19 protein-coding genes and 1 riboswitch are annotated in these 21,717 nt (G+C 39.5%); of the genes, 17 read left to right on the plus strand and 2 right to left on the minus strand.

Going from position 1 to position 21,717, the window contains the following annotated elements:
• The 11 genes from AC1M84_RS05150 to uca form a co-directional block, all read left to right on the plus strand.
• A partial coding sequence (locus AC1M84_RS05150) for an integrase core domain-containing protein (RefSeq protein WP_481594555.1) occupies positions 1 to 383 on the plus strand: 383 nt, incomplete at its 5' end.
• 1,966 nt (positions 384 to 2,349) lie between these two features.
• Complete coding sequence (locus AC1M84_RS05155; protein ID WP_481594556.1) at positions 2,350 to 2,790, plus strand: hypothetical protein; 441 nt, start codon at positions 2,350 to 2,352, stop codon at positions 2,788 to 2,790.
• Between the two features lie 130 nt (positions 2,791 to 2,920).
• Positions 2,921 to 3,904 carry a putative oxygenase MesX gene (locus AC1M84_RS05160; RefSeq protein ID WP_481594557.1) on the plus strand — a complete coding sequence of 328 codons (984 nt, stop codon included), beginning with the start codon at positions 2,921 to 2,923 and terminating at the stop codon, positions 3,902 to 3,904.
• A gap of 50 nt (positions 3,905 to 3,954) precedes the next feature.
• Positions 3,955 to 4,998, plus strand: coding sequence for a methionine synthase (locus AC1M84_RS05165; protein ID WP_481591114.1), 1,044 nt, complete (start codon positions 3,955 to 3,957; stop codon positions 4,996 to 4,998).
• 96 nt (positions 4,999 to 5,094) lie between these two features.
• Positions 5,095 to 5,589 (plus strand): flavin reductase, encoded by a 495-nt coding sequence (locus AC1M84_RS05170; protein ID WP_481592758.1) that lies wholly within the window; start codon positions 5,095 to 5,097, stop codon positions 5,587 to 5,589.
• 43 nt (positions 5,590 to 5,632) lie between these two features.
• Positions 5,633 to 6,433, plus strand: a complete 801-nt coding sequence (locus AC1M84_RS05175) for a sulfite exporter TauE/SafE family protein (RefSeq protein WP_481594558.1) — start codon at positions 5,633 to 5,635, stop codon at positions 6,431 to 6,433.
• Positions 6,434 to 6,536: 103 nt separating this feature from the next.
• A complete protein-coding gene (locus tag AC1M84_RS05180) occupies positions 6,537 to 7,454 on the plus strand; it encodes a LysR family transcriptional regulator (RefSeq protein WP_180027730.1) in 918 nt (305 codons plus the stop codon).
• Positions 7,455 to 7,754: 300 nt separating this feature from the next.
• Positions 7,755 to 8,417, plus strand: coding sequence for a hypothetical protein (locus AC1M84_RS05185; protein ID WP_481592744.1), 663 nt, complete (start codon positions 7,755 to 7,757; stop codon positions 8,415 to 8,417).
• Between the two features lie 232 nt (positions 8,418 to 8,649).
• Positions 8,650 to 8,761, plus strand: a riboswitch (guanidine-I (ykkC/yxkD leader).
• A 28-nt stretch (positions 8,762 to 8,789) separates the two neighbouring features.
• Entirely contained in the window at positions 8,790 to 9,527 is a 738-nt protein-coding gene (locus tag AC1M84_RS05190; RefSeq protein WP_481592743.1) for an urea amidolyase associated protein UAAP1, read from the plus strand.
• Between the two features lie 15 nt (positions 9,528 to 9,542).
• Positions 9,543 to 10,208: an urea amidolyase associated protein UAAP2 gene (locus AC1M84_RS05195; protein ID WP_481592742.1), complete on the plus strand. Its 666-nt coding sequence runs from the start codon at positions 9,543 to 9,545 to the stop codon at positions 10,206 to 10,208.
• A 2-nt stretch (positions 10,209 to 10,210) separates the two neighbouring features.
• Positions 10,211 to 13,831, plus strand: coding sequence for an urea carboxylase (gene uca, locus AC1M84_RS05200; RefSeq protein WP_481594559.1), 3,621 nt, complete (start codon positions 10,211 to 10,213; stop codon positions 13,829 to 13,831).
• A gap of 40 nt (positions 13,832 to 13,871) precedes the next feature.
• On the opposite strand, the gene AC1M84_RS05205 is transcribed toward uca, so the two are convergent.
• Both AC1M84_RS05205 and AC1M84_RS05210 read right to left on the minus strand, forming a co-directional pair.
• On the minus strand, positions 13,872 to 15,749 hold the full coding sequence (locus AC1M84_RS05205; RefSeq protein WP_481594560.1) for an AAA family ATPase: 1,878 nt from the start codon (positions 15,747 to 15,749) through the stop codon (positions 13,872 to 13,874).
• A gap of 225 nt (positions 15,750 to 15,974) precedes the next feature.
• The gene (locus AC1M84_RS05210) at positions 15,975 to 16,352 is read right to left on the minus strand and encodes a winged helix-turn-helix transcriptional regulator (RefSeq protein ID WP_481594561.1); all 378 of its coding nucleotides are present in this window, start codon (positions 16,350 to 16,352) and stop codon (positions 15,975 to 15,977) included.
• A 128-nt stretch (positions 16,353 to 16,480) separates the two neighbouring features.
• Between AC1M84_RS05210 and AC1M84_RS05215 the strand changes: the two genes are divergently transcribed.
• The 6 genes from AC1M84_RS05215 (at position 16,481) to AC1M84_RS05240 (ending at position 21,662) form a co-directional block, all read left to right on the plus strand.
• On the plus strand, positions 16,481 to 17,338 hold the full coding sequence (locus AC1M84_RS05215; RefSeq protein ID WP_481594562.1) for an SDR family oxidoreductase: 858 nt from the start codon (positions 16,481 to 16,483) through the stop codon (positions 17,336 to 17,338).
• 41 nt (positions 17,339 to 17,379) lie between these two features.
• Positions 17,380 to 18,012 carry an NAD(P)H-dependent oxidoreductase gene (locus AC1M84_RS05220; protein WP_035263843.1) on the plus strand — a complete coding sequence of 211 codons (633 nt, stop codon included), beginning with the start codon at positions 17,380 to 17,382 and terminating at the stop codon, positions 18,010 to 18,012.
• Between the two features lie 255 nt (positions 18,013 to 18,267).
• Positions 18,268 to 18,393: a hypothetical protein gene (locus AC1M84_RS05225; protein ID WP_257219874.1), complete on the plus strand. Its 126-nt coding sequence runs from the start codon at positions 18,268 to 18,270 to the stop codon at positions 18,391 to 18,393.
• Positions 18,386 to 18,829 (plus strand): CopG family ribbon-helix-helix protein, encoded by a 444-nt coding sequence (locus AC1M84_RS05230; protein WP_481594563.1) that lies wholly within the window; start codon positions 18,386 to 18,388, stop codon positions 18,827 to 18,829. The genes AC1M84_RS05225 and AC1M84_RS05230 overlap by 8 nt, the downstream gene beginning before the upstream one ends.
• Before the next feature lie 11 nt (positions 18,830 to 18,840).
• Positions 18,841 to 20,649: an allophanate hydrolase gene (gene atzF / locus AC1M84_RS05235; RefSeq protein ID WP_481594564.1), complete on the plus strand. Its 1,809-nt coding sequence runs from the start codon at positions 18,841 to 18,843 to the stop codon at positions 20,647 to 20,649.
• Positions 20,646 to 21,662 (plus strand): ABC transporter substrate-binding protein, encoded by a 1,017-nt coding sequence (locus AC1M84_RS05240; protein ID WP_179998167.1) that lies wholly within the window; start codon positions 20,646 to 20,648, stop codon positions 21,660 to 21,662. Before atzF ends, AC1M84_RS05240 begins: the two co-directional genes overlap by 4 nt.
• Positions 21,663 to 21,717 lie beyond the last annotated feature (55 nt).

Consider the following 21,717-nt stretch of genomic DNA (forward strand, 5'->3'; position numbering starts at 1 on the left):
TGGTGCTCGATGCACTTGAGCAAGCATTGCACGATCGAGGCATGCCAAAGAATGTGATTCATCATTCCGATAGAGGTGTTCAATATCTTTCTATTCGCTATACCAATCGTTTAGAAGCTGCAAATTTACGAGCATCAGTCGGTACAACGGGTGATTCATACGATAATGCTCTGGCTGAAACGGTGAATGGCTTATACAAAACAGAGGTGATTGAATATTTAAAAGCAGATTGGCAAGGTTTAGCAGATGTACAACTTGCGACACTAAACTGGGTAGATTGGTTCAATAAAAAGCGTGTACACAGTGCACTGGGTTATGTATCGCCTTTTGAGTTTGAAGCAATGTACTATGATAAGATTAACCCGTTAGGTCAGGTGGCCTAACTTAAATAAAAAAAGTCTCCGACAAACCCGGTACGGTTCACCCCTTGAAAGAAAAACTAAAGCTATCACACCCTAAACTTTTACCATTTATCAATTTGAAAGAAGAAGTGTGGTTGAAGCGTATAGAAATTCAATCAGAAAAAGATGATCAAGATAGTAAATTGAGAAATGAACGTTTTGAGTGGTAAAAGGAAGGGCTTTGTCCTAAAGTTAGACAAGGCTCGTCCCTAAGGGATCGAGCCTAATGCATTTGTTAACGCTCTTTGTTGAGCAGATGATTACGCCTGTACTGGCGGTTCAATTTTTTCATGCCGACTTAGGCCATATTCCATTTCATATTTCTACTGCTAGGCAATAGTTTTATGCTTGTCTAATCTGGAAGAACAAGCCACGATTTTTTCATGCTGGTGTAGCATTATCCTGATTTAAGTCTCAGGCAAACCCGTATAAGTATATTTTCATCAGTGACCAAACTTCAGAATACTTACACTGTACCAATCTCGGCCTAGACAAGGAGACCAATCCCCGAGTGAGAAACACGACCAGTGTTCCATTAACCTTTCTTTTCTACATATTGTCCAACATGCTCACACATGTGCCGACTCAAGTTTTCGCAATGAGCATCCCGACTGAAAAAATCGAAATGTTTTAGGATTCGCTTTAAGCTAGCTATCTCATTTAATACAAATCTTACTATGAAGATTGGTATCACAATTTCCGCAAGTAAATACTTGCTTTATATGCGCTACTCACCATCGCTCCCACACTGAAAAAATACAGCAGACTTTTAACCAATTTAAGCCTTTTTATTCAGTGCTTCCCAAGTTATTTCAAAGTGTCTTAATGTGCAGACCGTTTATCCTCTCGCCTGTATACATACTTCCTGTTTCCCCCGACCGTAGTTCCTTAAAAATATCGGGATATGATGTATACACAACTTTGTAAAGGGTAAAACTCTTACACTCCAATCAGCATCTATCGATTAATGCCGTTACACGTTTAAGCTATCCAGCGATCCATTCAGCTTGCGCAAAATGGTGCCAGCTTTTCCAGCGTTAGCCTCAAAGCCCTAGTACCTTACGGCACTCTCAGCAGCCATCGTGATTGGAAATGAGCATACTTTTCCAAGTAAAAAACTTGTTCGATCAAGCATACACATTCAGCTATTAACGGAGACTATCGCACATCCTATGCTGCTCCTGACTGTATCACTTTGAACAGGGTTTCAATGTTCCACTATTTTCATAATTTCACACCTAACTTGGCTATTACTAACCAAATGACCATTTCACGATAAATCGCTTATAGGCTCCCGTTTCCTTGTCGCCCAACCACTTTTTATTTGCTTGGAACTCTTAAAAAGTGAATGAACGGATAGAAAAAGGATATTGCAATCCTCTAGCCCCCGTTGCAACGTACCGAGCGAGGTTTCCCCAGCAGTCCGCTACATCGGCAATATGAAGATGGTTAGTCTTATATTCAGGGCAATATGTATCAAAGTTTTTGAATGGTGGTCAGCCATTCAAACAACTTCAAAAAAGAAAGTTGGAATGGATGGTCAATCCACAATTCGATTGATATGCAGCCATATTATCAAAGTTAATTTAATATATCAATAATGTTGATATACTATTTAAACAAGTATAAGATTTGCTGATCAAGGTTCGTAATGCGCATTAGGAACTACTTTATTGTCACCTTACAACGTGAGGTGACAGTGCTAGCGCAATTTGATTAATGCTGATTGCTGACGCGCTCAGCAAAATGGGAAATGTAGAGAAAATTATTGTTGATGAACAATTCAAAAATGGATGAAGAAATTTGGACTTAAGTGGATTGTTGATTGACATGAAAAGTGCATAGTTGGATGACATAAAATGATTGATTACAGCCCCACACAAAATACACCGCACAAAAAATTCAAGATAAGGTCACAAGAGGATCATATTTTTACTGCAAATTTATAGTGCAAACTGAGTTAGGTAAAATTGATATTGAAAAGATTATTCATAAATTAACCGAACGATATTCATTAAATTTAACCAGTCGGCAAAGAACATATCGACTAAAACAAGGATTACCTGTTGCTGATCTCATTGTTCAAGACATTCTTTATAAAGATGCATGGTTATTTGTCTTGTTGATCAAAACCCCCAATAGCCATCGTCACAGCAAAGAAACCATAGGCAAAGTGACTTCAACAACCGTATCAGCATATACATCAAAAGATAAAATTGCTGAACTTGAACCTGTCATCTGGGACAGAATTACAGTCGGGCAAGAATTAACTTTTATCCGTCAATACTATAAAGACAATGAACAATTTAATTTCATATTGAATAAACCTTATCTATGCTTAGATTTTGGGAAATGTGAGGCTGAATTAGTACGGTTAAGCCTGAAATAGCGAATATGCTTTAACATGAGGGATTCTCATCTTAAGCTGAATTTATATCGTTTTACTCACTTTATTATTCACGTTTAAATACAGCCATTCAGAAATTTAGTTTCTTATAAAATTTTAGGTGGCAATCTCCATGAGTACAGCATTTGAGTGTTCAATTAAACGTATCCGTTTTGATGAAAACTATACGCCAGCAGAAAGTACACGTTTGACTACAAACTTTGCTAATTTGGCTCGTGGTGAAAGTCGTCAGGAAAATCTGCGCCGTACACTTGCGATGATCAACAACCGTTTTAATAGCTTGGCGACTGTCGATAATCCTAAAGGTGATCGCTATTCACTTGAGATCGACATCATTTCTGCAGAAATTGATATCGAAGGCAATGGACAAACTTTCCCATTTATTGAAACACTGAAAAGTGTGGTGATTGACCACCAAACAGGTGAACGTATTGAAGGTATGATTGGCAATAGCTTCTCATCTTATGTGCGTGATTATGACTTCAGTGTGGTATTGCCTCAGTTGGGTTTTGGCGTGGGTGAAAAACCTGAAGATTTTGGTAATCTACATGGCAAATTGTATAAACATCTGGTGAATTCAGCAGTATTTAAAGCAGAATTCAACAAAGAACCGGTAATTTGCTTAAGTGTTTCAACCTCTAAAACCTATTACCGTACCACCAACGTACATCCTATTTTGGGTGTGGAATACAAAAATGATGAATATTCACGTACCGATGAATATTTTGCCAAAATGGGCTTACGTGTACGTTATTTCAAACCTGAAGGTGGTAACGCACCACTCGCATTCTATTTCGCTGGAGATTTACTTCGTGATTACACTGATTTTGAATTGATCAGTGCGATTGCAACTATGGAAAGCTTTCAAAAAATCTACCGTCCTGAAATTTACAATACTAACTCACCAGCAGGCGTGGAATATAAACCAAGCTTAAGCTATGGCGACTACTCACTAACTCGTATTGTTTATGACCGTGTAGAACGTGCTGAGTTAGCAGTCAAACAAGGTAAATGGACAGAAGAAAATTTCATTAAGCCTTATCAAGACATTTTAAATGAATGGGCTGAAAATTTCGAAGTCGAAACAGCTGCTTAAAACATCCAATTGATATACAGATTCACGAATTTAGAGAAAGAAGATTAGACATGGCACTTACACCACCGAAATTATTACTCCCAACTTCAACTGCGGGTAGTTTACCGAAACCATCTTGGTTAGCTGAGCCTGAAAAACTATGGTCTGCATGGAAACTCGAAGGGGAAGAGCTTCTTGAGGCAAAACGTGATGCATTGAAATTATCATTACATGAGCAAGTCACTGCTGGTATTGATATCGTGAGTGATGGTGAACAAACCCGTCAGCACTTCGTCACTACATTTATTGAGCATCTTGAAGGTGTAGATTTCGAAAAGCGTGAAACCATGCGTATTCGTAATCGTTATGATGCAAGTGTACCTTCTGTTGTGGGCGAAGTTTCTCGTAAACAAGCGGTATTTGTTGAAGATGCGAAATTCTTGCGTAGCCAAACCAATCAGCCAATTAAATGGGCGTTGCCTGGTCCAATGACCATGATTGATACTTTATTTGATGGTCACTACAAGAGCCGTGAAAAATTGGCTTGGGAATTTGCCAAAATTTTAAACCAAGAAGCTTTAGAGCTCGAAGCAGTAGGCGTGGATATTATCCAATTCGATGAACCGGCGTTTAACGTATTCTTCGATGAAGTAAATGATTGGGGGGTACCAACCCTAGAGCGTGCACTTGAAGGTTTAAAATGTGAAACTGCGGTTCATATTTGCTACGGTTACGGTATTAAAGCCAATACCGATTGGAAACAAACTTTGGGTAATGAATGGCGTCAATACGAAGAGTCATTTCCGAAGCTACAACAATCTAAGCTCGATATTATTTCGCTTGAATGCCAAAACTCACGTGTGCCAATGGATTTGATTGAATTGATTCGTGGTAAGAAAGTCATGGTAGGTGCAATTGATGTGGCAACTAATCAAGTTGAAACCGCAGAAGAAGTCGCGAATACCCTGCGTAAAGCTTTGCAATTTGTGGACGCGGATAAGCTTTATCCATCAACGAACTGTGGTATGACGCCGCTCTCTCGTCAAGTGGCACGTGGCAAGCTTGAGGCTTTAAGTGCTGGAGCTGCCATTGTCCGTAAAGAGCTAGAAGCTTAATCAAACGTAGTCTTGCATTAATCAGGGCAAATCGTCGCAAGATCATTTGTTCTGTCTAATGTACGACACGTCATATGTATATTTGAGATGAAAGAGATGATTGAAGCAACAGACTTTAGAAATGCAATGTCTTTACTTACAACTGCGGTAAATGTGATTACAACCACAGGCGAAGCAGGGATGCATGGCTTTACTGCATCTGCGGTATGTAGTGTCACAGATACTCCGCCAACACTATTAGTCTGTATGAATCAGTCCTCTCGTTCACATGCACATTTTGTTGAAAATAAAGTCTTAGCTGTAAACGTACTGAGTACTCAGCATGAACAGCTTTCGAATGCTTTTGCTTCAAGCAAGCTCAGCTCAGAAGATCGTTTCAGACTAGGTGATTGGATTGATTTAAAAACTGGGTCGCCGATTTTAGAAGATGCTTTAGTCAGTTTTGATTGCGAGATTGAGAATATTCAACAAGTCGGTACACATAGTATTTTTTTATGCCGTGTGACTGCAGTAAAGCAAAGTAATCAAGAAGAAAGTTTGGTGTACTTTAACCGTGCTTATCATCAAGTGGGTCAGTTGGAACACGCTTAACTCAACCCCTTAATCCCTTCATCTTTTTAAAAGTTAGTCTATTGTGGAACTTATAACCTTTTTAATCATCGGTGCATTTGCTGGTTTTGCGGCTGGGCTGTTTGGTGTAGGCGGTGGTACGATTATTGTGCCACTACTTTTTATTGTCTTTACCCAAATGGGTTATGATCATGATGTAATTATGCATCTGGCACTAGGAACATCTTTAGCAACAATCGTTGTCACTTCGATTAGCTCATTAATGGCACACCATAAAAATGGTGCTGTGCTATGGCCTGTATTTAAAAATTTAGCTCCACCCATGGCCATCGGCTGTTTTGCAGGTGCTGGAATTGCTGGTTTGTTACCGGGATTACATCTTCAAATCATGGTCGGCTTATTTTTGATTTGGGTGGCGTATACTATGTTTACAGGCGCGAACAAAGCAGTTAATTCAACAATGGCTCTTCCTTCATCAAGTCAGCAAGTTGCAGCAGGTAGTGTCATTGGGATTGCATCGGCACTCTTTGGGATAGGTGGTGGTAGTCTGACCGTTCCATATCTGAATCGTTATGGGGTCGTGATGCAAAAGTCTGTCGGTACATCTGCTGCTTGTGGATTACCAATAGCTCTAGCTGGTGCTATAGGGTTTATGGTTTTTGGTATGACTGCTGAGATCAATGTGCCGAATACCATCGGGTATGTTCATATTTATGCTTTGATTGGCATTAGTGTGATGAGTTTTATAACAGCAAAATTTGGTGCCAAAACTGCACATGCCTTATCGCCAGCAATGTTAAAGAAATGTTTCGCTGTCTTGTTGGTTATCATAGGAAGTATCTTCCTTGTAAAAGGATTGATTTAATTTCACCCAAATGTCTTATCAGCCTAGATAGCTCATTTAATGTGGGCTAAAGCGAAGATTTTAATATATCCCTAGAGGGATCATGATTTGAGTTTTTTCCCATATGATCGAACTAAAACATTTGAAAATGCTATTGGCTTTGAGAGAGCATGGCTCTTTAGTCGCTGCAGCGAGTGATCTCTGCATTACACCTTCAGCCGTATCTCATCAGTTACGTGAGCTTGATCAGTGGATGGGGGTTGAAGTCGTCAACCGCAAGACGAGACCAATTACTTTTTCTAATGTTGGTTTAAGACTGTTGCAGTTAGCGGATGAAATTTTACCGCAAGTTCAGATTGCTCAAAGTGATATCACGCGTATTATCCATGGGCAAACTGGTAGAATTACATTTTCTTCAGAATGCCATAGTTGTTTTGATTGGCTCATGCCGATATTAAATCAGTATCGAAACCAATATCCTGATGTTGATTTAGATTTTGCATCAGGGTTTGAAGCAAATCCTCATGAATTGCTACAAAATGGCGAATTTGATTTGTTGATTACTGCAGACCCAATTGCATTAAAAGGAGTTGAATATTTCCCAGTATTTGAATATGAATCACGACTTGTTTTATCTACAACACATCCTTTGGTACGTGCAAAAAACATTACTGTTCAAGATTTAGCTGAAGAAACGCTGATTACATTTCCAGTAGACAAACATCGTTTAGATATCATGTCGAAGTTGTTCATTCCTGCAAATATTCTTCCAAAAAATATTCGAACCACAGATCTGACCCAGATGCTGATTCAGTTAGTCGCAAGTGGGCGTGGAATCGCAGCTTTACCAGATTGGGTGGTAAACGAATATGAAACCAAAGGGTGGGTCACTTCACGTCGCCTAGATTGCGTTGCACCAGAGGGGTTAAGGCGTACTTTATATGCAGGTTTTCGAACTGAAGATAAGGAAAAAGATTATTTCGATTCATTTATAAAAAAATTAGCTAAATTTTCAGAATCAAGAAAACTTTATTACATGTAAGAAAGTTTAATCATTCTGAATAAAGTGAAGATTGAACCTCGAATGAATCTTCATATAAATAATGAGCGAAGTTAAGATGAAAATTAGATAGTCGCTATTATTTGTATGAAGACGATTTTTTTGCTTTTGATTATACTTTTTTAACTAAGATTGATGTCTGACATCGAGACATTGGACTCATCATCTGTTTGTAGAAAGTAAACGATTTGATCTCAGTCCATTGTCCACCATTTTGGTCATTTATCTAAGTGTTTTTTTTAATTATAAAACTCAATTCATTATAAATTTAAGATTATATCCATGATACAACTCATACCTTCATTTTCAGTCTCAGACTATCTCAGCTTATTTTCGATTATTTGTACGACGCTTATAGGTATCGTCGCTGTCTTTTACGGTCGAAAAACGTATTTTGTGAGTCTGAGAAGTTTTAATGAAAATAAAAATTTATATGAGGCTGCATCTTTTTACATTCGAGAATTTATCTCTGTAAGTCCGAATAAAACAATAGATCCTTTTTTGAAGAAAATTGCCAGTGATCAACTCAATGGCGGTGTTGAGATTCCTTCATTCTTAACCGATATACTTATACGCAAATATGCAGATTACTATTTTTACTTAGTGAAGTCCCTTCGCACTACATGGAAATTTTTTAAAGTTGAAAATGGAGAAATTCAATGTATTTATTCAGAACGGGAATTAGTCTTTAAAGGGTTAGCGTATGGTGCCTTATATACCGTCACCGGTTCTTTAGCTTTTTTTATATTTTCAAATTTTACTTGGTTTTTAGCTCGTTATACCTCAGATAGTGCATTAAACACAGGGATGACTTTAATCATTTTACTTGTATTTCTTTTGTTCGTAGCACTTGGAAGCTTAGTTATGATTTTTAGGTTAATCACTGTGCGTGATATCAACCAGAGTCTAAACCTACTTAAGCAATCAGAAAATAACCGCTCATAACAAACAAAATAGAATCATGTGTTAGCTTTTTTCTTTGCACAAGAAAATTGCACGCAGGTTAATTTCGGTGCTTCCCGAGTATTCTTTACTCCGACTGATTCAACAGATTTACTTGAATTAAGTTCTGTTCAATACAATCAGCTCTAAGAGAAATGTTATATATCAAGCGACAGTAATACTAAAACACAAAAGAGTATTACTTTGGCACAGCCTTTGCATCTATCTATTCAATCATAAAGTGATCTAGGGTTCCGATACATGAAGTTTCATGTAGGTCTGCGACCGAGAGTTCACGGCTTAAGTTGCAAGCTCAAGCTACACGGAGGGATAAAAGCCCGGGAGGTAAACCGTAAAAGATTGGGATGGATGCATATGAGCACAATAAATTATCACGAAGATCAAGTCCTTTGGACAGAACGTTTACCGGGTGGACACCACTGGTCAGCACGCATTCAGCGTGGCGCAGTATTACAACTCAAAGCCTTAGGTAAAAATGCCAATGTGGCACTGTACTGCGTCAATAGCGAAGACAAGCTCGAACGGTATAACATGCCAGACAGCTTAAAAGGGCAACATACGGCATTTTTAAGCACTGGGCATATCCTTGCATCGGACCTTGGTCGCGCGATGATTTCCATTGTCAAAGATGACCACGGTTGGAATGATGCATTTTGTGCACCATGCAATGCACAGCAAATTGAACAACAATTTGGTTCAAAAACGTTTCAAGATGCACGCAACGACATGTACCGTAACGGTAAAGATTCTTTACTGCTTGAAATGACCAAGTTTGGTTTATCTGCAACAGACCTGAGCAGTACGTTAAATCTGTTTTCTAAAGTTCAACCGGATGACCATGGTAATCTCAGCTATGTAGCATCTGACAATACGAATCAAGTGATTGAACTCCGCATTGAAATGGATTGCTTGGTGTTTTTATCATCCGCACCGCATGCTTTAGATTACAGCGCTGAATATTCTCCTGCCGATGTTCAATTGTCTTTATACAAAGCACTTCCTTTAAGCGGCAACGATATATGTCGTGATTCATGCCCGCAAAATCAGAGAGCATTTCAAAACAATAATCGTTACTACGCACTCAGCGCTTAATTGGGGAGAATAATCATGACAGCTTTAGCTAATTTACAAAACAGCTTAGAAAAAACGGTCCTTAGCGAAGTATGTCCTGCCGGTGAAGCATGGATGTGCGAAGTCAAAAAAGGACAATATTTCCGTATTGTGGATTTAGAAGGCAACCAAGCGGTGGATACGCTCTTTATCTCGACATCAAACCCTGAAGAGCGTTATAGCGCAACTGATACCTTAGCGATTAATCAACAAATCTATTTAGAAAAAGGCACACCCTTATACACCAACTTTGGCAACAAAATTGCCACCATTCATGATGATAACTGCGGTCGTCATGATACTTTAGGCGGGGCATGTTCATGTGAAAGTAACACGGTGCGTTATGCACATGACAAATATCCAATGCACAGCTGCCGTAATAATTTCATGATTGCATTGTCTCAGCATCCGATTGCGAAAAAACACGGCTTAAACGTGCGTCACATCGGTCCAAATATTAACTTCTTTATGAATGTGCCCGTGACCTCTGAGGGGCATCTAAAGTTTGATGATGGTATTTCTGCACCGGGTAAATATGTGGAAATTAAAGCGGAAATGGATTTAATCGTGCTGATCTCCAACTGCCCACAACTGAATAATCCTTGTAATGCCTATAACCCAACCAAAATTCAATTGATCATCCGTGAAGGCGAGGACGCATAACCATGACTAAAAAATATGGATTGAATAAAGTTTTGATCGCCAACCGTGGTGCAATTGCGTGTCGTGTCATTCGTACCCTTAAAAAACTCGGTATCCAATCAGTTGCAGTCTATTCAGAGGCCGATCGTGATTCACTGCATGTGACTTTAGCGGATGAAGCGGTGTATATCGGTGAAGCACCAGCCAGCCAAAGCTACTTAAACGTTGAAAAAATCTTAGAGGTTGCTAAACAAACCGGCGCACAAGCCATTCATCCGGGATATGGCTTCTTGTCTGAAAATGCTGAATTCTGCGACCTATGTGAATCACAAGGCGTTGCTTTTATTGGACCAAATTCTGCGCAGATGCGTGCCTTTGGTCTTAAACACACGGCACGTGAACTTGCGATTCAAGCCAATGTACCGCTACTTCCGGGTAGTCAGTTATTGGCGGATGAAGCTGAAGCCTTAACGGAAGCGAATCGTATTGGTTATCCTGTGATGCTGAAAAGTACCGCAGGTGGCGGTGGGATCGGCATGCGCTTGGTATGGAATGAAGCTGAACTGAAAGATGCTTATGCAACCGTGTCTTATTTAGCCCAAGCCAACTTTAAAGATGCCGGTTTGTACTTAGAGAAATTTGTGCAAAATGCCCGTCATATCGAAGTGCAAATTTTTGGTGATGGCCAAGGGCAGGTGATCGCACTCGGTGAGCGTGATTGTTCGGTACAGCGTCGTAACCAAAAAGTGATTGAGGAAACCCCGGCACCGCATATCAATGATGAACAACGTGCCTATATCCAAAATGTTGCCATTCAACTGATGCAATCGGTGAACTACCGTTCTGCCGGTACGGTTGAATTTGTGATGGATACAGACACCCAAGAATTCTATTTCTTGGAAGTGAACACCCGTCTACAAGTGGAACATGGTGTGACTGAGCAAGTCTTTGGTGTGGACTTGGTGGAATGGATGGTGACATTAGCCAGCGGTGATTGGACCGCGCCAACTAAAAAATTGGAATCTAATGGTCATTCGATTCAAGTACGTTTATATGCTGAAGACCCAATCAAAAACTTCCAACCAAGTGCCGGTTTACTGACACATGTTGAGTTTGATGCTAATGCCCGTAATGAAACATGGGTAGAAACAGGCTCGAATGTATCGTCATTCTATGACCCGATGATTGCTAAAATCATTGTCACAGCAGGCGATCGTTCTTCTGCGATTCAAGCCATGACGGATACTTTGGCGAAATCTTCAGTTGCAGGGATTGAAACCAATCTTGAATATTTACAAAACATTATCGACTGTGATGTGTTTAAAGTAGGGACACAAACCACACGTTTCTTAAATACTTTTGAATGGAAAACCCAAAAGATTGAAGTGTTACAAGCTGGCATTCAAACTGCTGTGCAAGATGTTACAGGACGTTTGGGCTACTGGGATGTTGGTGTGCCACCATCAGGTGCGATTGATCCATTATCACTCAATGTTGCGAACCAATTGCTTGGCAATGCGTATAACACTGCAGGCTTAGAATGTACGCTACAAGGTCCAACGTTAAAATTCCATTGTGACAGTCAAATTGTGCTTGCCGGTGGCGATATGCCGTCGACTCTAGATGGTCAGTCTGTGCCAATGTGGCAAACTATCAATGTGCGTAAAGGTCAGATTTTAAAATGTGGCAAAATTACAACAGGTTGCCGCACCTATATCGGCATCAAAGGAGGTTTGAATGTGCCTGAATATCTCGGCTCACAAGCGACCTTTACCCTCGGTCAGTTTGGCGGTCATGCAGGGCGTAACTTACTGATTGGCGATATGCTTCCAATTACGGCATTTACAAGTGATGAAGTGAAAAGCCTTGCGCCTGAACAAGTGCCGTCATTTAGTCATGAATGGGAAATTGCGGTGATGTATGGCCCGCATGGTGCACCTGATTTCTTTACTAAAAATGATATTGATACCTTCTTTGCCAATACTTTTGAGATTCACTTTAACTCAAGCCGGACCGGTATCCGTTTAATTGGTCCAAAGCCTGAATGGGCACGTGAGGATGGTGGTGAAGCGGGTCTGCATCCATCGAATATTCATGACAATGCCTATGCGATTGGTGCGATTGATTTCACCGGTGATATGCCGATTATTTTGGGTCCAGATGGCCCAAGTTTGGGCGGCTTTGTATGTCCTGCGGTGGTGATCAACTCTGAGCTATGGAAACTCGGTCAGCTTAAAGCGGGTGATAAAGTGAAATTTGTCCCTGTAAGCTATCACCAAGCCAAACTTTTAAATGAAAAATATCATGCGCAATTAGAAGCTTCAGATACAGAAGCGGTGGCATTTGATGAGTCTTTCTATCCTGAACTCGCAACTCTAAAAAATGCGGTTCTCGATACCTTAAAAGGTGAAAATGGTGCGCCTGATGTGGTGTATCGTCCTGCCGGCAACAACTACATGTTGGTGGAATATGGCGAATTGGTGCTGGATCTAAACTTACGTTTCCGTATTCATGCCCTCATGCAATGGGTTCAAAAACAGAATATTCAGGGCATTATTGACCTAACACCGGGTATTCGTTCGCTACAAATCCATTTTGACTCGATCAAACTCGATCAGCTTGATTTACTGCGTTTATTGCAAGTGGCTGAAGCTGAATTGCCTGATGTGACCGAGATGCAAGTCCCATCACGGACTGTATATTTACCACTGGCTTGGGAAGATTCACAAACGCAACTTGCCACCGAGCGCTATATGCAAACCGTTCGTCCAGATGCACCGTGGTGTCCGGACAATATCGAATTTATTCGTCGTATTAATGGCTTAAAAGATAAACAAGCTGTGAAAGATGTGGTGTATGACGCAAGTTATTTGGTCATGGGCTTGGGCGATGTTTATCTCGGTGCTCCTGTCGCAACACCACTTGATCCGCGTCAGCGTTTGGTGACGACCAAATATAACCCTGCACGTACATGGACCCCTGAAAATGCCGTGGGCATTGGTGGTGCTTATATGTGCGTGTATGGCATGGAAGGTCCGGGGGGCTATCAGTTTGTTGGTCGTACCACGCAAATGTGGTCACGCTACCGTAAAAATGCTGACTTTGAGCAAGGCAAACCGTGGTTACTGCGTTTCTTTGACCAAATTAAATTCTATGAAGTGTCTGAAGAAGAACTGATGCAGATGCGTGAGGACTTTAAAGCTGGTCGCTTAAAACTGCGTCTTGAAGAAGGCGTATTAAACTTAAAAGAGTACAACGACTTCTTAACTGAAAACCAAGAGTCCATTTCGGCATTTAAGTCTGTGCTACAAGCCAACTTTGATGCAGAACGTCGTCGTTGGCATGAGGCAGGACTTGCAGAATACGTGTCTGAAAGCCTTGATACTGTGGATGATAGTGAAGGCGTGGAAGTGCCTGAAGGGGGCTGTGCGGTGGAATCACATATGCCGGGTTCAATTTGGAAAATTGAATGTCAGTCAGGGGATATTGTGGAAGAAGGCGCTACGCTTGCCGTGATTGAAGCGATGAAGATTGAGATTCCAATTATTGCGCCTGAACGTATGAAGGTTGAAGCGATTAGCATTGAAAAAGGGCAAACTGTGAAAACAGGGCAGGTGTTGTTTACGTTAGCGCCAGTGGCTTGATGAAATTGATATAAAAAAGACCGCTTAGGCGGTCTTTTTTCTAATTTGAATTACACCTTTCAATATGCTTAAAAATACGCTCACACAAATCTTTAGCTTTTGGTGTAAGTTGCCAATCAGGATTTTCATCAAAATCTTTGATGATTTCACGACAAAAATCTAATTTGTATTTGATCGTACCTACACCTATTCCATCAGCAAACAAAGATTTTTTGGTTTTAGACGATGGTTTTTTTAATTTAATATCCAAAAGTTTACCAATACCAAATTCTTTATGAACGAAATAGTTTTCATCAGTAATACTATTAATTAAAGAAATATCATAGCTATCTTTTGTTTTAGATCTCATTCGATTAAATCTTTGAATAGCTACTCTAACTATAGAATCTTTAGGTAGCGTATTTTCCGTTTCTTTACATTCTAAAATTAGGTAGTTTTCTTTCTTTAACTCACTTCTTAAGACTTGAATTCGATCAGCTTTATTTTCAATATCACCATCTGCAATCAGTAGCATTTCACTTGCAACGGCTTTAGCACTTAAACCTTTATCTTCTAGTTGGTCTGCATAATTATCGCTAAAACACCAATGCACTAAGTTACTGCCTGCATACTCTACAAACGTATAGTGATAATTGGGCATGAAGCGACGATACTTTTTATAAAGCTCCTCATTAGATTCCTCTAATTCAGCTAAATATTTTTCCATGTATTTAGTGATATAGAGCCGATCTGTAATCCCTTCGACCCAAATTGTACAGTTTGCCAAATAAACCGAAGAAGGGCGTACACCGAGAGAAGCAAGTAAGTCACGATCTCGGTCACAGCGGTAAATTTTAAACTCAAACTCATTGGAGTTTTCTTTAGGTTGTTTTACAAACTTTTGAATCATGACCTGGTCTGATTCATCTGCCATATCTAAAAGGTGATTAGAGTGAGTGGTAAAGAAATAATAATGGTTAGTTTCATTCAAATAGAAATTCATTAATTGACGAACCATACCTGCATGCATATGAAGTTCTGGTTCTTCTATAAAGAAAGCATGTGTTTTATCTTTGTTGATAAATGCTTCATAAGTCAAAATGATGGCTTGTTGCAGACCATCACCTAATTGAGATATAGCAAATTGTTTATCTTTACCAATTTTAATATTCACAACGTCTTGATCATGTTTAGGAATCAATGAAACAGCTTCGTTATCAAAGAAATATTGGCTTAAATTTTTTTCATAACTTTTTATGAGTTCACGTTGTTCAGGCTCACCCAATAAATGAACTTTTAGTTCATGATAAAGATTTTCACCCGTGATAATATTTTTAGCATTGAATTTAGCTGTATCAGAAAAATAATCTTTTTGGGCACGTTCGATGTATGGTTGTCTGTTTTCTTGATTTGTAACAGGGCGCATGCCTCTTAATATAGGAATGTAAAATTTATAATAAAAATTATTTTCTTGATGAAATTTCTGGGTTTGCTGGTCATAAATTTCCAATAAATCTGGAAATTTATTTTCTACATTTGTGACGTAAAATTTTCTAATTTCGGTTAGATTATTATCCCAACTTTTTTTAAAATTGACTCTTGAATTTATTTTTAGATTATTCAATGTTGTTTGAATTAAATTTAGAAAAGACTCTTTTAGATTTCCACCATAACTATTTTGGAATGCAAAATTCCTTGGATAGATGTCAGATGCAATATCTTTTAAAGCCAATAGCATTGAAGAGGGATCGACATAATTAATTTCTGTAAATTTTATGTCAGTGCTAAAAAGTGATCTTAAAAATCTACTTTTACCTGCATTATTTTTGCCAATAAAGAAATTAAGTCGTTTTATTTCTATAACTTCATCATATTCCGTATCATTGTCAGAACTATAATTTTTTAAATTTTCAGCCCAATAATATAATTTTTCTGTCATAAAAAGCCCCCAAACATGGAAGCTAATTTAGCAGTAATTTATTATTTTTCAAAGTGATAACAAAACACTAAGATTCCCAAAAACAAAATCACTAACTCAGATGATGTTTATAAAGTGAAATTGAGATCGGCAGGCGATTTCTTGGTTTACCAAGTTATCGATGCAAAAATTGTGGTATTGATTTTAGATATAGACAGCCTTGATACGATCTATAAAAAATTATAATTATTTCAAACTCTCTTTATGCTCTTGTCCCCAAACCGCCATTTGAACCATCAACTTTTCTAGGCCACGACCTGATGGCGTCAGATCATACATTGAGGTTGTTTTACCCGTAGTTTCATCAACAGACTCAATTTTTTCAACAACATTGTTCAATTCAAGTTCTTTGAGCTCTTTAGAAATCATTCTGGGTGTAATGCCTTGCAGCAGACGTTCAATCTCATTAAAACGGCGTGGCTGTTTAATCATGGTTGCAACAATCGCTAATTTCCATTTGCCATTAATGACGTTCATGGCATTTTTAAGCGCCACAATAAACATCAAATTACATTGGTCATCTTCGCTTAATGTTTCAGCATTCTCTTTCATAAAATCAGCCATCTATCCTCCCATCTCGTCATAAAATTTAATCAAATGAAATCCTAAATTCACTATACAACAGTATAGTGATCTCGTTTTTTAACTCGCCTATAAATTACATCATTGCAAAAATAATCCAAGGTTATTGAATGATTTTAGTTACTGGTGCTACTGGCCATTTAGGGCGAAGTGTAGTGCAACAATTAAAGCAACAGTTACAAAACAACGAATTTGCTGTATTGGCGAGAAACTTAGAAAAAGCCAAACCTTATGTCAATGAACATATTGAAGTCCGTGAAGGAGATTTCAATCAACCTGAAAGTTTGATCAAAGCCTTTCATGGTATCGACAAGTTACTTCTCATTTCAACGATGGAAATGAATCGCTTTGAACAACATAAGAATGTCATCGATGCTGCGCGTGAAGCAGGTGTTCAACATGTGTATTACACAGGTTTGTCCATTCAAAATATTGAAAATTCAGCGGTGAAAGATTTGATGATCAGTCATTTTCAAACTGAAGATTACCTCAAAGCAAGCGGACTGAAATATACACTCCTACGCAACACCATGTATGCAGAAGCGATTCCACAAATTATCGGTGAAAGGGTCATCGATACAGGCATCCAGCTCTCTGGAGGAGCGGGAAAAGTGCCTTATGTGCTAAGAGCAGAGTTAGGAGAAGCAATAGCAAATGCCTTAATTCAAAATGATCATGAGAATAAGGTCTATGAGTTAGTCGGCAGCCAAACTTATAGCTATCAAGATATTGCTGATGAGCTAAGTCAACTTAAAACAATACCAATGGAATATCACGATCTCACTGAAGAAGCCTATCAACAGCTGTTAAAAAGAATCGGTTTGCCCGAATTTCTGATCTATCTCACACATGGCACAGTTGTAGATATTAAACATCGACAGTATGAAGTTCAAAGCCAAGATTTAGAAAAACTTTTAGGTCGTCCAAGCCAATCACTCAAATCAATGTTGGCGAGTTTATACGCTTAAAGAATTAAAAATATTCACATTTAAATATTATAGGTAAATACATGAAATTATTAGAAGCTTTACAGTGGCGTTATGCAACCAAACAAATGACTGGTGAAAAACTACCGCAAGAATTAGTCGATCAAATTCTTGAAGCTGCGCGCTTAGCACCGACCTCAGCGGGCTTACAACCGTTCCATATTATCTCGATCAGCAACCAAGAACTTAAAGAGAAAATTTCACCAGTTGCATTGAATCAACCGCAAATTACCCAGTCCTCGCATCTTTTGGTATTTACGGCTTGGGATACGATTCCAGACGAGCGTATCGATGAACGCTATAACGCAATGAATCGTGAGCGTCATTTACCTTTAGATACGACCATGGATGTGGTGCAAAACTTAAAGAACCTGTTCTCGACGTTTACTGAAGAGCAGCAATACCACCATACTGCAAAACAGGCTCATATTGGTTTTGGTATGGCAATTGCGGCAGCAGCTGAGTTAGGTGTAGATGCAACGCCAATGGAAGGTTTTGATAAAGACGGTCTGGATGAATTATTAGGTTTAAAAGAAAAAGGCTTAAAGTCTGTGGTGCTATTGGCACTAGGTCGCCGTAATCCAGAAAAAGATTGGTTAATTGGATTGAAGAAATTCCGTATTCCGCGTGAGGAGTTCGTCACTGATATCCAGTAAAGTATTTCATTAGAACAAGAAGACAAAATAATAACCATTCGAGTTGACCGTCTATCTCCAGAAAGGCGGTCTTTTTGCATTTCTGAACATTGAACAAATCAAGTGCACAATTTTGATTCATGCACATTTTTGAATCTTTCCGACGACTTTTTTTTCTAGCTCTCTTTTATATATCTCAAGAAAAGTTTTGGCACGCTTTCTGCATTTACCAAGTATTACCAATTCTTTTTTTTGTAATACCTAGAGGTGCTGCAGATGACGACAAATCAATCCAAACAATCGAAGCATCCCATCCTTCAATTCTTCATTGAACTGATGAGTGTCCGTGCGGGTTTACACCTACAACAATCTCAAAAACCTAAGGAGCTCAAACGTGCCTAAACAGAAGCTGGCGCGGATCAGCATCACTTTACCTGAACATACATTGCAGGCTATGGATCAAAAAATTGTAGATCAACATTATGAAAGCCGATCTCAAGCCATTGTTGACATGATTAACCACCATTTGATCAATGACCTTGTTAGCCGAAATGAAGTCATGGTCGGTACTTTAACCTTATTGTATGACGTCAGTTTAAAGCCATTAAGAACACAACTTATTGATTTACAGCAACAGTTTTTGACTCAGGTGATTAGTTCACTACATATCCAATTAGATGATGACAAAGTCATGCAGGTGATGTTGATGCAAGGGGTCAGCAGTGACCTAAAAGCCATCAGTGAGCAATTTAAAGCATTAAAAGGGGTAATTAAGGGGCATTTAGAGCTGATGGATGCAGTCATGCCACCTATTCCTCAAAATTCGGAACACGTATAAGGAGCACCGCCGTGCAGACATTATGGACTATACAAGATTGGCAACAGGCTTATGCAAATCAAACTATTCAACTGAATGATTTGAAGCGTTATGTTGCTGAATTCTCCAATGATGATCACGCTTGGATTTCAATAGCCAGTGCCGAGCAAATACAGGCGCAGATTGATGCATTGGCCCATCAGGATATTGCTGATCTTCCGTTATATGGCGTGCCATTTGCTGTCAAAGACAATATTGATGTTGCTGGATTCTATACCACTGCGGCGTGCCCAGATGCGGCTTATTTAGCAACGCAAGATGCAACCGTCGTCGCTAAGCTTAAATCTGCTGGTGCAATCGTGGTGGGCAAGACCAATCTAGATCAATTTGCCACGGGATTGGTTGGCGTGCGTTCACCCTATGGGGCTGTAAAAAACAGTTTCAATCCGGATTATATTAGCGGTGGATCAAGCTCTGGCTCAGCGGTTGCAGTAGCAAATGGATATGTACCGTTCGCCCTCGGTACTGATACAGCTGGTTCCGGCAGAGTTCCCGCGGGTTTAAATAATATTGTCGGACTCAAACCAACCAAAGGCTGGTTTTCAGCCACAGGTTTAATCCCTGCATGTCGAAGTATTGATGTGATCTCAATTTTTGCAACTCAAGTAGAGGATGCTTGGACAGTAGCGCAATTGATGCAAGGTTATGATGCGACCGATGCTTATTCAAGACAGCATCCGAGAACAGTTCCGACACAATTTTCGAAGGGCAAGATTGCAATCCCAGATCACTTAGAATTTTATGGTGATACTCAAAGTGAGCAAGCATTTCAAACAGCCATTGCTCGAATGAAATCGCTCGGATTTCAAGTTGAAGAGATTGATTTCACAGTATTTAATCAATTGGCTGCTGAATTGTATAACCGCTCATGGGTTGCGGAGCGTACGCATGCCGTCGAACACAAAGTTCGACGTGAGCAATGTCATCCGGTAATTAAGCAAATTATTGATCAAGCTGATCAATTCAATGCTGTAGACGTGATGCAAGATGAGTATCAGCGTGCAGAATGGGCTAGGCAGATCAATCTTCAATTAGAAAATTATGATGCGTTGATGGTGCCAACAGCTCCTACGATTTATCGCATTGCAGATGTTGAAGCAGATCCGATCCAAAAGAATTCGCATATGGGGGCTTATACCAATTTTGTTAATTTTGCTGATTTATCTGCATTGGCACTTCCGAATGTCATCCGTGATGATGGTTTGCCAAGTGGTATCACTTTAGTTGCTGGCGCTTGGATGGATCAAGCTTTGGCACACTTCGGTCAGCAATGGCATGCGACTTCAGGATTAAATTTAGCAACGTCAAAGCAAGGCTATCAAATTCATAAATCAATAGGATCTGAGCACACCGTTAAATTGGCAGTGGTGGGAGCACATCTTACAGGCATGCCGCTGAATTTTCAGTTAACGAGCAGACAAGCCACCTTGGTTAAAAAAACGCGTACTGCGCCGTATTACAAACTATTTGCTTTAAAAAATACTCAGCCACCTAAGCCGGGGCTACAACGAGATACATCAGGTCATTCTATTGAAGTGGAAGTGTGGGATGTACCAAGAGCATTGTTCGGTGACATTGTTGCTGAAGTCCCAGCACCACTTGGTATTGGCAATGTCCAACTCATTGATGGAACATGGGTGAAAGGCTTTATATGTGAAAACCATGCTTTAGCAGATGCACTTGATATCAGTCACTTTGGTGGATGGCGTGATTATATTCAAGCCTCAAATTTTACCAATACTAAATTTAAGTGCACGAGCATTGGTGAGGTGGTGCAATGAAAACGATGGTATGGGGAGTCATTGGAACTGCATTGTTATTCGTGGGTTGTGATAAAACCGCAAAAATTCCAGAACCAAGTCAACATGCTCAAGCCGAAAAATCAATGCAACCGATTCGGATTGGTTACAGTGATTGGCCGGGATGGGTGGCATGGCAAGTTGCTATTGAGAAAGGGTGGTTTAAAGAAGCTGGATTAAACGTAGAGTTTAAATGGTTTGATTATTCAGCCTCTATGAATGCTTTTGCAGCAAACCAATTGGATGCGGTTTCTGTTTCACATGGGGATAATTTGGTCATCGCCTCAGGTGGAACGCGTGGCATTATGATTTTAGCAACTGATTATTCATCAGGGAATGATGTCATTCTTGCAAAAGAGGGCATTCATAGTGTGGCAGATCTTAAGGGTAAAACGATTGCAGTCGAAAAAGGGCTGGTCGATCATAATTTATTGAATACCGCACTTTCAGATCAAAATATATCAGCCAATGAAATCAAACTGATTAATGCAGCAACCAACGAATTACCCCAAGTGTTTAGCAGCCCAGATGTGGATGCCATCGCTGTATGGCAACCTGTAGCAAATCAAGCTTTAAAAAGCGTAGCTGGGTCCAAAATCATCTATAGTTCTCAAGATAAACCAGGATTGATCTATGATACGTTGACGGTAAATATGACGCATTTATCTAGGCATCAAGCAGAATGGAAAAAAGTGCTACAAGTATGGGATCGAACCGTCAAATATATTCAAGATCCTGAGACCAGAAACGATGCTTTGATGATTATGTCTAAGCGTGTTGGTGTTGAACCTGAGCAATATGAACAATTTATTCAAGGCACACATTTGTTGGATCTTGAGGCAAATCAAAAGGTATTTAAACGCTCCTCAACTTTAGATTCTATTTATGGATCAACTTATCATGTTAATAAGTTTAATCTTGAAAATGGAGTTTATACGGTAAAACTAGATATTGATGGGCTGATTTATCCAAAATTGGTTGAATCATTTAAATAAAAAAAAGCCCAGTGCAGAGGGGCTTGCACTGGGCATAAAGTTGGACTGAATGATT

This window comes from Acinetobacter sp. 24-47-66, assembly GCF_056779755.1.